Source organism: Glycomyces xiaoerkulensis (assembly GCF_002798405.1).
Taxonomy (GTDB): domain Bacteria; phylum Actinomycetota; class Actinomycetes; order Mycobacteriales; family Micromonosporaceae; genus Glycomyces; species Glycomyces xiaoerkulensis.
Genome location: NZ_PGGV01000033.1, coordinates 129,946 through 143,571, shown reverse-complemented (window position 1 = coordinate 143,571; position 13,626 = coordinate 129,946). Strand labels below are relative to the sequence as shown.

The window sequence follows — 13,626 nt, the reverse complement described above, 5'->3', positions numbered from 1 at the left end:
ACCCGGCTAGGAGGCGGCCGGCGACGACGGCGACTCCAGGCCGAGCGACTCGTCGCCCTCGATGATGCGCTGCGTGATCTCCTCCAGTTCGGCCTTGGTCTCGTCGGAGACGACGTCCTCGAACTCGTGGAACGGCGCCAGCGAGACGCCGTCGTTCTCGAGGGTGCCGACGTAGGAGCCGCCGACGGTGCCGTCGTAGGCCGCCAGCACGGCGTCCCTGACCGCGACCGCGAGGTTCTTCTCGGCGCTGGTGAGGATGGTGTCGCAGTAGTCGGCGAGGGACTGGCAGCCGTCGACGTCGACCCAGATGGACAGGACGTCGTCGTTCTCGTCGGCGGCGGTCACCGCGCCGACGCCGGCGGGTCCGGCCACCGGGAAGATGATGTCGGCGCCCTGCGAGATGAAGGTCTCCGACAGGCTCTTGCCGCCGGCGGCGTCCTCGAAGTCGTTGGTGAAGGAGCCGTCCTGGGCGTCGACGTCCCAGCCGAGGACCTCGACGTCGGTGTCCTTGGCCTCGTTGTGGTACTCCACGCCCTGGACGAAGCCGTCCATGAAGATCGTCACCGGCGGGATCTGCATGCCGCCCCAGGTGGCGACGGAGCCGCTCTCGGTCTGGGCGGCGGCGGCGTAACCGGCCAGGAACGCCGACTGCGCGGCGTCGAACTGGACCGAGTAGACGTTCTCCACCTCGGAGAAGCCGTCGACGGTGGCGAATGCGATGTCGGGGTTGTCCTCGGCCACGGCGTTGACGTCCTCGGTCATCAGGCCGCCGACGCCGACGATGAAGTCGCAGCCGTCGTCGACCGAGGAGAGCAGGTTCGGCTCGTAGTCGGACTCGTTCGAGGACTCCTTGTAGCTGGAGTCGATGTCGTCGTTCTCGTTCTCGGCGTCCAGCATCCCCTGCCAGGAGGACTCGTTGAAGGACTTGTCGTCCACGCCGCCGGAGTCGGTGACCATGCAGGCCTCGAACGAGGCTTCGGCCTCCCCGCCCGTCTCCTCCTCTTCGGGGGCCTCGCCGCACGCGGAGAGCGCGAGCAGGCCCGTGGCGGCCACGCCGGCCAGGGCGAATCGGTACGGCTTGACGGCCATCTTGGTCTCCTTCGGCATTTCAGGTACTCCCATAGCGCCTAATCATCGCCGGTCGGCCGCGGATTTGACAGCCACCTTGACGAACTCGTTACCGAAACATCCTATGACTGAGACCACTCGCGAACAGGTGTTCCACGGCGGCCGCGGTCTACTGCCAGAAGACGGCCACGCCCGCGGTGACCAGCACCATGCCGCCGATCGCGAAGAAGTGGCCGGCCGCGACCGGATCGCGCCGCTTCCACCAGGGGACGGCGATCATCACCGCCAGCAGCAGCGCCAGCAGGAACTTGATCCCCAGCTTCATGTGGTCCGCGTCCGAACCGGCCAGACCGTAGAGGACGATGCCGGTCGCCAGTTGGGTCGCGATCCCGTAGAGCATTGCGGGGTTGATGTTCTGGCGCTTGGTGAGCAGGGCGGCGAGCCAGCCGCCGAAAACGGCGGCGAAGCCGAGCAGGTGCAGGTAGCGCAGGAGCAGATCCACGAAGTCCATGCCCGGAGTATCGCAGAGACGCCGACCCGGCGATCGGCGCGACGGCGGGCCGGCCTCGGCCGCGTCAATGGACCCGGTGGGCGCCTTGCGCGGGGCGGGCGGCGGAAACGCGCGGGGCCGGCAGACCCTGCGCCGCGGCGGCCTCGGCCACCGCCGTCTCGACCTTGCGGGCCGCGGCGGCCTCGACCAGGGCGATCGCCGAACCGCCGAATCCGCCGCCGGTCATGCGGGCGCCGAGGGCCCCGGCCCCGAGCGCGGCGTCTACCGCCGAGTCGAGCTCTACCGAGGACACCTCGTAGTCGTCGCGCAGCGATACGTGCGAGGCGGTGAGGAGCTCGCCGATCCCGGCCACCGCCCCTCCCTTGAGGATCGCGACGGTGTCGGCCACGCGCCGGTTCTCACCGACGACGTGCCGCAGGCGCCGGTCCAGGCGGTCGTCGCCGACCGCGGCCCCGTCGGGGGCCTCGCGCAGCGAGGCCACGCCGAGCAGTTCGGCGGCCCGCTCGCAGTCGGCGCGGCGGGAGGCGTACTCGCCGTCGGCGTGCCGGTGCGGGGCGTCGGTGTCGACCACCAGCATCGTCAGGCCCTCGTCCTCGAGCCGGAACGGCACCTGCTCGCGGGACAGGTCCCGGCAGTCCATGAACATCGCCCGGCCGGCCTCGCACAGCAGCGAGGCGGACTGGTCGAGAATGCCGGTGGGGGCGCCGACGTACTCGTTCTCGGCCTTCCGGGCGATGCGGGCGGCCTCGTCCCGGGCGATGTCGTGGCCGTGGAGCCCGGCCAGGGCGAGCAGGACCGCGCACTCGATCGCGGCCGACGAGGACAGCCCGGCCCCCTGCGGCACGTCGGAGTGGAGCGCGATCCGCGCCGGTCCGACCTCGTAGCCGGACTCGTTCAGCGCCCAGGCGACCCCGGCGAGGTAGGCCGCCCAGCCCTCGACGCCGCCGAGCGAGCCGGGGCGGACGGTCCGACCGCCGTCGAAGGTGGAGTGGAACTCCCAGGCGTCGGCCTTCGAGGCGGCCGCCACCGCGTAGAACGGCAGGGCGAACGGCATCACGAAGCCGTCGTTGTAGTCGGTGTGCTCCCCGATGAGGTTGACGCGGCCGGGCGCGGCCCAGGCGAGGGCGGGGGCGGCGCCGAACTCGGAGCGGAAGGCCGCCTCGGCTTCGGAGCCGAGGGTGCGGGCGCGGTGATCAGGCTCGGGCATGCCGGTGGTACTCCCAGGCGTCGGCGACCATGCGGTCGAGGGTGTCTCGGCTGGGCTTCCAGCCCAGTTGCTGCTTGGCCTTCTCGGAGGAGGCGACGAGCTCGGCGGGGTCGCCGGAGCGGCGGCCGGCGACCTCGACCGGGAAGTCGACGCCGGTGACGCGCTTGACGGTCTCGACGACCTCCCGGTTGGTGAAGCCGTTGCCGTTGCCGAGGTTGAAGATCCGGTGCTCGCCGGGCTCGGCGGCCCGCAGGGCGAGCAGGTGGGCGTCGGCCAGGTCGGCGACGTGGATGTAGTCGCGCACGCAGGTGCCGTCGCGGGTGGGGTAGTCCTCGCCGAACAGGACCATCCGGTCGCGCTCGCCGGCGGCGGCCTCGAGCGCGATGGGGATGATGTGGGTCTCGGGGTCGTGGTTCTCGCCGTGCCAGACGCCATCGCGGCCCCGGTAGGCGCCGACGACGTTGAAGTAGCGCAGACTGACGGCGGCCAGGTCGTAGGCGGTGACCGCCGACCGGATGGCCATGTCGGCGGCGAGCTTGGTGGCGCCGTAGGTGGAGGTGGGGTCCTTGACGGCGTCCTCGCGGATGGGGACGGCGGTGGGGTCGCCGTAGACGGCCGCGGTCGAGGAGAACACGATGGTCTTCACCCCGGCCGCCCGCATGGCGCCCAGCAGCCAGAAGGTGCCGGTCGTGTTCGCCTCCCAGTAGCGGCCGGGCTCCCGCATGGACTCCCCGGCGGCGATGAGGCCCGCGAAGTGCAGCACCGCGTCGAAGCCGCCGTCGAGCACCTCCCCGGCGTCCTGCACGCGCGCCCGGACCAAGGTGGCCCCGGCGGGGACGCGCTCGGCCGCGCCGGTGGAGCAGTCGTCGAGGACGACCACTTCGTGGCCCTCCTCGAGGAGCATGGTGGCGACGATGGAGCCGATGTAGCCGGCGCCGCCGGTGACGAGGTATTTCACAGCGCTTCCCTCAGGATCTCAGCGGCCTTCTCGGGGCCGAGGTCGTTGACGAACCCGCCCATGATCGACTCCGACGAGGCCAGGTACTTGACTTTGCCCGCCGCGCGGCGGATGGAGACCAGCTCGAGCCGCAGCCGGGCGAGGTCGCGGCCCTCGCCCACCGGGGCCTGGTGCCAGCCGGCCATGTACGGCATCCTCCCCTCGGGGAAGGCGTTCTCGAAGCGGCGGAGCACTTCGAGGTAGAGCGGGGCGAACGCCGACACGTACTCGTCCGGCAGTTCGGCCAGGTCGGCGAACCGCTCGTGCGGGTAGAGGTGGACCTCGAACGGCCAGCGCGCGGCGTAGGGCACGAACGCGGTCCAGTGGTCGTTGGCGGCCACGACCCGGGGGCCGGAGCGCTCCAGGTCGAGGATGTCGCCGAAGAGGTCGCGGCCGGTGGTCCGGCGGTGGCGGGCGGCGGCCTCGAGGTGACGGCGGGTCTGCGGGGTGACGTACGGGTAGCCGTAGATCTGGCCGTGGGGGTGGTGGAGGGTCACGCCGATGTCCTCGCCGCGGTTCTCGAAGCAGAAGACCTGGGCGACGTCGCCGCGGGCCGACAGGTCGGCGGTGCGCTGGGCCAGGGCCCGGACCACCAGTTCGACGCGTTCGGGCGGCAGGTCCACGAAGGAGGCGTCGTGGCGGGAGGAGAAGACGACCACTTCGCAGCTTCCGGTGGCCGGGACGCTGATCTCCAGGCCGGGTTCGCCGGTGCCGGGTTCGGCGGGGGTGCCCCGGCCGAACCACTTGGCCTCGTCGGTTTCGCCTCCGAAGCTGGGGAACCGGTTCTCGAAGACGGCGACGTCGTAGTCGGGGGCGGGGATCTCGGTCAGCTCCTCGCCGTCGCTCGGGCACAGCGGGCAGGCGACCGGGAGCTGGGGGCGGGCGTTGCGGCCGGCCGAGACGGCGACCCATTCGTCGCGGAGCGGATCGTAGCGCAACTGCCCGGCTTCGGCGCGGTCGCCGAGGTCGCGCTTGTCGGCGAACGAGGCGCGGCCGGCGCCGGGTTCGGCGTCGAAGTAGAGCAGCTTGCGGCCGTCGGCCAGGGTGCTCGTCTCCAGGTGCAGGTGGGGTCGGCTCACTCGGTTTCCTTTTCGGTCCTCTTGGAGGCGGGAGCGGCGCTCCCGGGTGGTCGGGGCGGGGCGTCGGCGGGGGCGAGGAGCACCTGGTCGACCCGTTCGGCCAGGGCTTTGCGGGCGCTCTCCTCCAGGTCGGCGTCGGTGACGACGACGTCGGCGTCGTCGAGGGAGGCGATCGTGGCGATGCCGACGACGTCCCACTTGGTGTGGTCGGCGACCACGACCAGGCGGCGGCCCTTGCCCGCGAGCGTGGCGACCGTCTCGGCCTCCAGGAGGTTGGGCGTGGTGAAGCCGGCCCGCGCGGACATGCCGTGGACGCCGAGGAAGACGGTGTCGACGTTGACCTTCTCCAGGGAGGCGACCGCGAACGGTCCGACCAGGGCGTCGGAGGGGGTGCGGACGCCGCCGGTGAGGATGACGGTCTGGTCGCCGCGGCCGGCGCGGTAGAACACGTCGGCTACCGGCACCGAGTTGGTGACCACGGTCAGGTCCGCCACGTCGGTGAGGCGGTGCGCGAGGGTCCAGGTGGTGGTGCCCGCCGAGAGGGCGACGGCCTGGCCGGGTCCGACCAGTCCGGCGGCGGTCTCGGCGATGGCCTCTTTCTCGGGTTCCTGCCGCACCTGCTTGACCGCGAAGCCGGGCTCGGTGGTGGAACCGAAGTCGACGGCGGTGGCGCCGCCGTGGACCTTGGCGACCAGGCCGCGTTCGGCCAGGGTCTCGAGGTCTCGGCGGACGGTCATGTCGGAGACGCCGAACTCCTCGACCAGCTCGGCCACGCGGACCGCGCCGATGCGGTGCACTCGTTCGGCGATGCGACTCTGTCGCTGCTGGGCCAGCATCGTTGGCGGCTCCTCCGGGGTTATTCAAAAGCACAGTGCTCAAGATCCAACACAATTAAACATCATCGGGGCCGTGTCCGCAATACCGGGTGGTCGGCGGTTCGGCCCGGATGTCAGAATCGATCCATGACCACTGCAGACCGCCGACCCCGCGTCCTGTCGGGGATCCAGCCGACCTCGGATTCCTTCCACCTCGGGAACTATCTGGGCGCGCTGCGGCAGTGGGTGGCGCTGCAGGAGACCGCCGACGCGTTCTACTGCGTCGTGGACCTCCACGCGATCACGGTCGAGCACGAGCCGAAGGCGCTTCGGGAACGCTCCCGCGTCTCGGCCGCGCAACTGCTGGCCCTCGGCCTCGACCCCGACCGCAGCACGCTGTTCGTGCAATCCCAGGTGCCCGAGCACCCGATGCTGGAATGGATCCTCGGCTGCGAGACCGGTTTCGGGGAAGCCTCGCGGATGACCCAGTTCAAGGACAAGTCCGCCAAACAAGAACGCACAACGGTGGGCCTGTTCACCTACCCCGTGCTCCAGGCTGCCGACATCCTGCTGTACCAGACCGACCGGGTGCCGGTCGGCGAGGACCAGCGGCAGCACCTGGAGCTGACCCGCGACCTGGCGATCCGCTTCAACGGCGCCTACGGGCGGACGTTCAACGTGCCCGAGCCGTTCATCGTCTCCGAGACCGCCACGATCAAGGACCTGACCGAGCCGGAGAAGAAGATGTCGAAATCCTCCTCCGGCCCGCGCGGATGCCTGTACCTGCTGGACACGCCGAACCAGATGCGCAAGAAGATCCGCAGCGCGGTGACCGACTCGGGGTCCGAGGTGCGCTACGACCCCGAGAGCAAGGCCGGCGTGTCGAACCTGCTGACGATCTACTCGGCGCTCACCGGGACCCCGGTCGAGAAGATCGAGTCGGAGTACCACGGCAAGGGGTACGGGGACTTCAAGGGCGACCTCGCCGACCTCGTCGCCGACTCCCTCGAGCCGATCGCGAAGACCACCAAGGAGTACCTCGCCGACACCGCCGAGCTGGACCGGATCCTCGCCAAGGGCGCCGAGAAGGCACGCTCGGTCGCCTCGCGCACGGTCGCCAAGGCGTACAAGAAGGTCGGCTTCTATCCCCCGGTGTCGATGTAGTGGACCGAAGTCAGCCCCGCTCGGAGGGCGGCACGGGGGACGTCACCGACACGGCCGGCGCGCACAGCGTCACCGTCGGCGTGGCGATACCCGTGCCGCAGCCGTGGCGGGACCGGCTCGACAAAGCCCGGATCGCCTCGGGCGACCCGCTCGGCGGGGCGATCCCGGCTCACCTGACGCTGCTGGGGCCGACCGAGATCGGCGCGGACGCCCTCGGCGCGCTGGAGGCCCACCTGGCATCGGTGGCGGGCCGGACGCGCCCCTTCCAGCTCCACCTGCGCGGGACCGGATCGTTCCGGCCGGTCACGGACGTGGTGTTCGTGGCCGTGGTCGACGGGATCGCGGTGTGCGAGCAGTTGGAGGCCGCCATCAGGGGCGGCCCGATCGAGCGCGAGCAGCGCTTCCCGTACCACCCGCACGTGACGGTGGCCCAGGACGTCGGCCAGGACTCCCTGGACCGCACCTTCCGGGAACTGGCCGAGTTCGAAGCCAAGTTCGAGGTGGACTCGTTCACCCTCTACACCCACGGCACCGCCGACAACCCCATCGGCACCGCCACGCCCTGGACGCCGCGCCACGTGTTCGCGTTCAATGAGAAGTGATCCGACTACGATTCGCAATACCCTGATGTCATGCCGAGACTGAACGTACGCACCGACGAGGCCGTGGAAAAGGCGCTCTCCGCACTCACCGAGACCGGTCGCACTCGCAGTGAAGCCGTCAGGTACGCGGTGCTGCACACCTACCGAGACGAGCTCATGGAGCAGGCCAAGGAAGACGCCGCCAGGGTCGCCAACGACCCTGACGACAGGGCCGAAATACTCGCCATCCAGCGGTATCTTGGCTTGGCCGAGTGATATTCCGCTCCAATCGCTTGATCGGAACGGGAGGGCGAGCTCGAATGAGCACGGGAACCTGAGTAATCGGAGCCTCTCGATCCGGCGTTCCTTGCTCGAACTCGCTCTGCCGTAGGGCTCAGTCGAAGTCGAAGAGTTCTTCGAAGATGCCGCGGCGCTTCTTCTTTTTGTAGGAGCGGTCGTCGCGGCGGCGGTCGTCGTAGTGGCCGCGGTCGTAGCTCGGCGGCGGGGGCGGGGCGGAGCGCGAGCTGAACGAGGCCTCGAACTCGAGCAGGTGCTCCAGCTCGCCGCGGTCGAGGAAGATGCCCTTGCACTCGGTGCACTGATCGACGACCACGCCGTTGCGCTCGTACTGACGCATCAAATTCTGACATTTAGGACAGAGCATCTGCATGGCTCCAACCTATCGTGCATGAGGGCCTGCCGCCCACCCCGACCGGGCATGGGCGGCATACTCTCAGCGAACTGTCAGCTCAGTGCGTGAAGTGCCTCGTGCCGGTGAAGTACATCGTCACCCCGGCCTGTTCGGCGGCGCTGACCACCAGTTCGTCGCGGACCGATCCTCCGGGCTGGACGACCGCCCCCACTCCGGCCCCGGTCAGGAGCTCCAGGCCGTCGGGGAAGGGGAAGAACGCGTCCGAGGCCGCCACCGCGCCCTTGGCTCGGTCGCCGGCGCGCTCGACCGCGAGCCGGGCCGCGTCGACGCGGTTGACCTGGCCCATGCCGACCCCGACCGAGGCGCCGTCGCGGGCCAGCAGGATCGCGTTCGACTTCACCGCACGCACCGCGCGCCAGGCGAAGGCGAGGTCGGCCAGGGTCCGCTCGTCGGGGGCCTTGCCGGTGGCCAGGGTCCACCGCGCCGGGTCGTCGCCTTCGGCGTCGATCCGGTCGGGCCGCTGGGCGAGCACCCCGCCGGAGACCGGCTTGAGCTCCAGGGCCGACGGCGTCCACTCCGGAGCGCGGAGCAGGCGGATGTTCTTCTTCCGGCTCAGGATCGCCACGGCCTCGTCGGTGAACGCCGGGGCGACCACGACCTCGGTGAAGATGTCGGCGATCTGGACGGCGGCGGCCGTATCGATCGGGCCGTTGGCGGCGATGACGCCGCCGAAGGCGCTGACCGGGTCGCATTCGTGGGCTTTGCGGTGGGCCTCGGCGATCGAGGCGGCGACGGCGATCCCGCACGGGTTGGCGTGCTTGATGATCGCCACGCACGGTCCGGTGAAGTCGTGCGCGGCGCGCCAGGCGGCGTCGGCGTCGGTGTAGTTGTTGAACGACATGGCCTTGCCGTGGAGCTGCTCGGCCTGGGCGAGCCCGGCGGGTGCCAGCGGATCGCGGTAGACCGCGGCGGCCTGGTGCGGGTTCTCGCCGTAGCGCAGATCGTCGGCCTTGGTCAGCGGGGCGGCGACGAAATCGGGCAGGCCCTCGGCGCCGGCCTGGTCGGCGAGCCAGGAGGCGACCGTGGAATCGTAGGTGGCCAGGTGGGCGAAGGCCTTGGCGGCGAGGCGGAGCCGCTGCGCGGCGGTGGTGCCGCCGGAGCGGACCAGGTCGTAGTCGGCCGGGTCGACCACCACGGCCACGTTCGCGTGGTTCTTGGCGGCGCCGCGCACCATCGAGGGCCCGCCGACGTCGATCTTCTCGACGACGTCGTCGAAGCCCGCGCCCGAGGCGACCGTCTCGGCGAACGGGTACAGGTTGCCGACCAGCAGGTCGAACGCCTCGATGTCGAGTTCGGCGAGCTGCTCGCGATGGGAGTCCCGGCGCACGTCGGCCAGCATGCCGGCGTGGACGGCCGGATGCAGGGTCTTGACGCGGTCGTCGAGGATCTCGGGGAAGCCGGTGAGCTCCTCGACCTTGACGACGGGGACGCCGGCCTCGGCGATGCGGGCGGCGGTCGACCCGGTGGAGACGATCTCGGCGCCGGATGCGTGGAGGTCGCGGGCCAGATCGACGACTCCGGTCTTGTCGAAGACCGAAATGAGGGCCCGCTTGACGGGCTTGGGCTGCTCGCTCACGGTTGCACTGCTCCTGATTCAGTGAATATGACTGCGGCCCAGGCGTTCGACCGCAGTTGCAGGTTCAGCAGTGCCGCTCCCCGGTGGTGCTCCACCTCTGGACGCCTTCGGAGTCTCCCCTCAACAACGAGCTGCCCGGTCCGTGCCACGGGAGACCTCGGCCGCCGACGTCCGCGCCAGTCGCGACGGGCCGAGGCTAACACGGCCGCACGATCGGATCCGGCCGCGGCGGCGCGCCCCGGTGAGGCCGGACACCGGGCGCTCCTCACCGGCGGTCGAGCCGCTCGCGAGCCTCGTCGAGCTCGGCACGCAGCCGCCGGTTCTCCAGCTCTATCTCGAGGACCTCCCTGACGCCGGCGAGATTGAGCCCCGCCGCGAGCAGCTCGCCGATCCGCCTGACCCGGTCGAGGTCGTCGTCGCTGTACCGGCGGGTGCCGCCGGCGGTGCGACTGGGTTCGACCAGGCCCCGCGCCTCGTAGACGCGCAGCGTCTGCGGGGCGACGCTCAGCAGCTCGGCCGCGACCGAGATGCCGTAGACGGCCTGGTCGCGGCGCGGTCGGTCGAAGCGGCCCGGATCGGCTTCCAACGGCGCACCTCCATCGAGATCGAATGTGTCGACTACCACTTTATCTCATCCTGTGGCTAGACGAAACCTAAAACATACGATATATATTAGGTGTTGGCAGCGACCACAGATCCATCCTGGAGGTGACTCTGCAATGCTGATGCGCACCGACCCGTTCCGGGAGATCGACCGCCTCGCCCAGCAGATGCTCGGCAGGGCCGACTCCCAGACGACCATGCCGATGGACGCCTGGCGGGAGGGTCACGACTTCACCGTCCAGCTCGACCTTCCCGGGGTGAAGGAGGGCGACATCGACCTCGAAGTCGAACGCAACGTCCTGACCGTCAAGGCCGAGCGCCGCGGCGTCGAGGCCGGCGAGCGCGAGGTGATCCACTCCGAGCGCCCCGCCGGCACGTTCGTGCGGCAGATCTTCCTGAGCGACAACCTCGACACCGAGCACGTCTCGGCCGACTACACCGACGGGGTGCTGACGCTGCGGCTCCCCATGGCCGAGGAGGCCAAGCCCCGCAAGGTCCTCATCGGCGGCAACACCAGGCAGATCGAGCAGTAGGCCCCCTCGGAACGAGGGGGGCGAACGGCTCCGTCCGGTGCGCACCGCCGACGCACCGGACGGCCCCCTATCGGAGTGATGCACGTTGAGCAGACGGATCAACCGCTCGCACCTGGGAGTCGTGGACTACGAACTTCACTGCGACCGCTGCGGAACGCTGTTCCGCTGCGGCGACGACTCCTACTTCAATTGGCGGGTGCTCTGCGCGGCGGCCGAGGCCGAGGGCTGGCGGATCGAAGGCGGCGCGCACGAATGCGCCGACTGCGCCGGCTCACCGACCGGACGCGTCGGCGATCCCCGGCTCCTGGCGGCGTGACCGCCACCAGCGGCGCGAGGCCAGCGCCGCCAGGACCGCGCCGAGCGTGTTGAGCAGGGCGTCGTCGACCGAGACGACCCGGCCGGTCAGGAACAGGTACTGGAGCGCCTCGAGTGCGGTGCAGGCGAGCGCCGCCCCGAGCGCGATCGCGCCGAGCCCGATCGGGAAGCGGATCGGCACGAAGAACCCGGCGGCGGCGAACACGAGGAGGTTGCCGGCGAGCTGCTCGACGATGACGCGCGGATCGGAGGCGAAGAGGTCGGCCAGGTCGACCAGGGGGACGAGCTGGACGGCGACGGCCCCGTCGCGGGAGGTCAGGCCCAGGAACAGCAGGGGGATCGACCCGGCGACCGCGCCGACTTCGGCGATCGCGTCGCGCCGCGCGGTCCGCGGAGGGTGTCCCTTCCGGATCCGCCGGGCCGCGAGCGCCCCGGCCGCCCCGATCGCAAGCGGCAGCAGCGCGACCGAGACGGCGAGCGTCGTCGCTTCGAGGGTGTTGACGGCGACCGGTGGCATGCGGGTCAGCCGAGGCGCACGCGGCGCCCTTCGACGGTCCAGCCTTCGCGCACCATGCGTCCGACCGCGTCGACCAGTTGGGCGCGCTCGGCGGTCTTGATGCGCTCGGTGAGGGTCTCGACGGTGTCGTCGTCCTCGACCGGGACGGCGGTCTGGGCGATGATCGGTCCGGTGTCGACGCCGGCGTCGCAGACGAACAGGGTCGCCCCGGCGACCTTGACGCCGGCGGCGAGGGCCTCGGCCGGGGCGTCCATGCCGGGGAAGGCCGGCAGGAGCGAGTTGTGGGTGTTGATGTAGCGGCCGCCGAAGGCATCGAGGAACCGCGGCCCGCAGAGTTTGAGGAAGCCGGCCGAGACGATCAGGTCGGGTTCGTGGGCGGCGACGAGGTCGGTGAGCGCGGCGTCCCAGGCGTCGCGGTCGGGGTGGTCGCGGACGCGGCAGGTGAAGGCGGGGACTCCGGCGTCCTCGGCGCGCTTGAGGCCCCGGATGCCGCCGCGGTCGGCGCCGACGGCGACCACGCGGGCGCCGTAGTCGGGGTCCCGGGAGGCGTCGATGAGGGCCTGCAGATTGGAGCCGGAGCCCGAGACGAGGACGACGAGTCTAGCGGTCACCGCTGCACACTAACGCGTCGTCGCGGCCCGGCGCCGGTTCGGGGATGACCACCGTGTCTCGCCGCACCAGCTCGGCTTCGGCGGCGCGGCGGTGGACGGCGAACAGGCGCGCCACGAGCGCGGCGCCGACCAGGCCGATGAGGACCTGGAGGCCGCCGATGAGCGCCACCGGCACCGGGTCCGGCCCGATGCGGGACAGCAGCGCCGACCCGGCGGCGCCGCCGGAGGCCCAGGCCAGCGCGGCGAGCAGGGCGGCGGCGGTGCCCGCGGCGAGGATGGCGGCGGTGGTCACCCGGGGGATGCGCAGGTCGGGCGAGCGGTAGGTGAGCAGGACGCCGAACACGGCGGCGAGCATGAGCGGGAGGCCGACCAGGATGGTGGCCTCGGCCGGCAGCGGCTCGGTCGGCACGGCGGCGAACACCGGGAAGGCCGGCAGCGGGTTGAGTTCGACCAGTTCGGCCTGGACGGCGGTGTCGGTGCCGGCGGCGAATCCGGGGCCGGCGATGTAGGCGACGGCCCAGATCGCGAGGTTGGGCAGGTAGAGCAGGCTGAGGAGGGCGACGGCCCAGGCGCCGTCGCCGTAGACGGCGAGGGTGTCGGCGACGGCGGCGCCGCGGACGGCGACCGAGACGCCGGCGGCGGCCGCGCCGAACGCGAGCAGCGAGGTCACGATGAGCGCGCCGGTCCGCAGGCCGCGCCGCAGCCACACCGAGTACCGGTCCCAGGGCAGGATTCCGGCTTCGCGGGCGGAGCCGTAGGCGGTCACGGCGATCGCGAAGGGCGCGACGTAGGCGAGGGTCTGGAGCACCGAGATCCGGAACGGGCCGGTGGAGGCGAACGCCGCCGCCCCCACTGCGAGTCCGATGTAGAGCACGGAGACGGAGCCGGCGGCGGCCCGGACCGCGGCGGCGTCCCTGCCGCCGATCGCGCGGGTGGTGCCGGCGGCGGCCTTGGCCAGGCGCCAGACGAGGACGGCCGTGAGCAGCAGCGGGGTGACCGTCAAGTGGATCCGACCGATGTCGACGGCGACGCCGTGCCCGGCGATCCAGGCCGCGCCCGCGCCGGCCACCACCGACGAGACCGCGCCTTCGCGGCCGGTGAGCCACCAGGCCAGGATGGTCAGTACCAGGATCGGGGTGTACACCACGATCGCGCACCACAGCGTGGTGGCGACCGCGGAGGCGAGCAGCGTCGCCGGGCGGCGCGCGGGGCGGGCGCGCTCGGCAGGGTCGACCACCACGGTGTCCCGCTGCCCCGACTGGACGGTGACCGGCGGCGTGTCAGGTCGTTGCTCCACGCCGACCAGTCTGTCATAGGGCGGCCGCTCCGGGCGGGAC

At 71.3% G+C, this 13,626-nt stretch carries 17 protein-coding genes; 5 read left to right on the top strand and 12 right to left on the bottom strand.

Going from position 1 to position 13,626, the window contains the following annotated elements; genetic code table 11:
• Positions 1–6: 6 nt before the first annotated feature.
• The 6 genes from CUT39_RS14285 to CUT39_RS14260 all read right to left on the bottom strand — a co-directional run bounded on the left by CUT39_RS14285 (position 7) and on the right by CUT39_RS14260 (position 5,698).
• The gene (locus tag CUT39_RS14285; RefSeq protein ID WP_198587145.1) at positions 7–1,122 is read right to left on the bottom strand and encodes a BMP family lipoprotein; all 1,116 of its coding nucleotides are present in this window, start codon (positions 1,120–1,122) and stop codon (positions 7–9) included.
• Between the two features lie 115 nt (positions 1,123–1,237).
• The gene (locus CUT39_RS14280) at positions 1,238–1,579 is read right to left on the bottom strand and encodes a hypothetical protein (protein WP_100447701.1); all 342 of its coding nucleotides are present in this window, start codon (positions 1,577–1,579) and stop codon (positions 1,238–1,240) included.
• 64 nt (positions 1,580–1,643) lie between these two features.
• Positions 1,644–2,786 (bottom strand): galactokinase, encoded by a 1,143-nt coding sequence (gene galK, locus CUT39_RS14275; RefSeq protein ID WP_100447699.1) that lies wholly within the window; start codon positions 2,784–2,786, stop codon positions 1,644–1,646.
• On the bottom strand, positions 2,773–3,744 hold the full coding sequence (gene galE / locus CUT39_RS14270; RefSeq protein WP_100447697.1) for a UDP-glucose 4-epimerase GalE: 972 nt from the start codon (positions 3,742–3,744) through the stop codon (positions 2,773–2,775). The genes galK and galE overlap by 14 nt, the downstream gene beginning before the upstream one ends.
• The gene (gene galT / locus CUT39_RS14265; RefSeq protein ID WP_232805764.1) at positions 3,741–4,862 is read right to left on the bottom strand and encodes a galactose-1-phosphate uridylyltransferase; all 1,122 of its coding nucleotides are present in this window, start codon (positions 4,860–4,862) and stop codon (positions 3,741–3,743) included. Before galT ends, galE begins: the two co-directional genes overlap by 4 nt.
• Entirely contained in the window at positions 4,859–5,698 is an 840-nt protein-coding gene (locus CUT39_RS14260; protein ID WP_100447695.1) for a DeoR/GlpR family DNA-binding transcription regulator, read from the bottom strand. The genes galT and CUT39_RS14260 overlap by 4 nt, the downstream gene beginning before the upstream one ends.
• Positions 5,699–5,824: 126 nt before the next feature.
• On the opposite strand from CUT39_RS14260, the gene trpS reads away from it, so the two are divergent.
• The 3 genes from trpS to CUT39_RS14245 are packed head-to-tail and all read left to right on the top strand — an operon-like array spanning position 5,825 to position 7,698.
• Complete coding sequence (gene trpS / locus CUT39_RS14255) at positions 5,825–6,841, top strand: tryptophan--tRNA ligase (protein WP_100447693.1); 1,017 nt, start codon at positions 5,825–5,827, stop codon at positions 6,839–6,841.
• Positions 6,841–7,443 (top strand): 2'-5' RNA ligase family protein, encoded by a 603-nt coding sequence (locus tag CUT39_RS14250; RefSeq protein ID WP_100447691.1) that lies wholly within the window; start codon positions 6,841–6,843, stop codon positions 7,441–7,443. Before trpS ends, CUT39_RS14250 begins: the two co-directional genes overlap by 1 nt.
• A 30-nt stretch (positions 7,444–7,473) precedes the next feature.
• On the top strand, positions 7,474–7,698 hold the full coding sequence (locus CUT39_RS14245) for a hypothetical protein (protein ID WP_100447689.1): 225 nt from the start codon (positions 7,474–7,476) through the stop codon (positions 7,696–7,698).
• 118 nt (positions 7,699–7,816) lie between these two features.
• On the opposite strand, the gene CUT39_RS14240 is transcribed toward CUT39_RS14245, so the two are convergent.
• The 3 genes from CUT39_RS14240 to CUT39_RS14230 all read right to left on the bottom strand — a co-directional run bounded on the left by CUT39_RS14240 (position 7,817) and on the right by CUT39_RS14230 (position 10,296).
• Complete coding sequence (locus tag CUT39_RS14240) at positions 7,817–8,086, bottom strand: TFIIB-type zinc ribbon-containing protein (protein WP_269799171.1); 270 nt, start codon at positions 8,084–8,086, stop codon at positions 7,817–7,819.
• Positions 8,087–8,171: 85 nt separating this feature from the next.
• Positions 8,172–9,710 (bottom strand): bifunctional phosphoribosylaminoimidazolecarboxamide formyltransferase/IMP cyclohydrolase, encoded by a 1,539-nt coding sequence (gene purH, locus CUT39_RS14235; protein WP_100447685.1) that lies wholly within the window; start codon positions 9,708–9,710, stop codon positions 8,172–8,174.
• 265 nt (positions 9,711–9,975) lie between these two features.
• Positions 9,976–10,296: a MerR family transcriptional regulator gene (locus tag CUT39_RS14230; protein ID WP_100447683.1), complete on the bottom strand. Its 321-nt coding sequence runs from the start codon at positions 10,294–10,296 to the stop codon at positions 9,976–9,978.
• Between the two features lie 133 nt (positions 10,297–10,429).
• On the opposite strand from CUT39_RS14230, the gene CUT39_RS14225 reads away from it, so the two are divergent.
• Together CUT39_RS14225 and CUT39_RS14220 are read left to right on the top strand one after the other, a co-directional pair.
• Positions 10,430–10,846, top strand: a complete 417-nt coding sequence (locus CUT39_RS14225; protein ID WP_100447681.1) for an Hsp20/alpha crystallin family protein — start codon at positions 10,430–10,432, stop codon at positions 10,844–10,846.
• Positions 10,847–10,931: 85 nt separating this feature from the next.
• Positions 10,932–11,162, top strand: a complete 231-nt coding sequence (locus CUT39_RS14220) for a hypothetical protein (RefSeq protein ID WP_100447679.1) — start codon at positions 10,932–10,934, stop codon at positions 11,160–11,162.
• Here the strand turns inward: CUT39_RS14220 and CUT39_RS14215 are convergent.
• The 3 genes from CUT39_RS14215 to CUT39_RS14205 are packed head-to-tail and all read right to left on the bottom strand — an operon-like array spanning position 11,118 to position 13,586.
• The gene (locus CUT39_RS14215; protein ID WP_100447677.1) at positions 11,118–11,678 is read right to left on the bottom strand and encodes a VanZ family protein; all 561 of its coding nucleotides are present in this window, start codon (positions 11,676–11,678) and stop codon (positions 11,118–11,120) included. The genes CUT39_RS14220 and CUT39_RS14215 overlap by 45 nt on opposite strands.
• A 5-nt stretch (positions 11,679–11,683) precedes the next feature.
• On the bottom strand, positions 11,684–12,289 hold the full coding sequence (gene purN, locus CUT39_RS14210; RefSeq protein WP_100447675.1) for a phosphoribosylglycinamide formyltransferase: 606 nt from the start codon (positions 12,287–12,289) through the stop codon (positions 11,684–11,686).
• On the bottom strand, positions 12,279–13,586 hold the full coding sequence (locus tag CUT39_RS14205; protein ID WP_100447673.1) for a cell division protein PerM: 1,308 nt from the start codon (positions 13,584–13,586) through the stop codon (positions 12,279–12,281). Before CUT39_RS14205 ends, purN begins: the two co-directional genes overlap by 11 nt.
• Between the last annotated feature and the right edge of the window lie 40 nt (positions 13,587–13,626).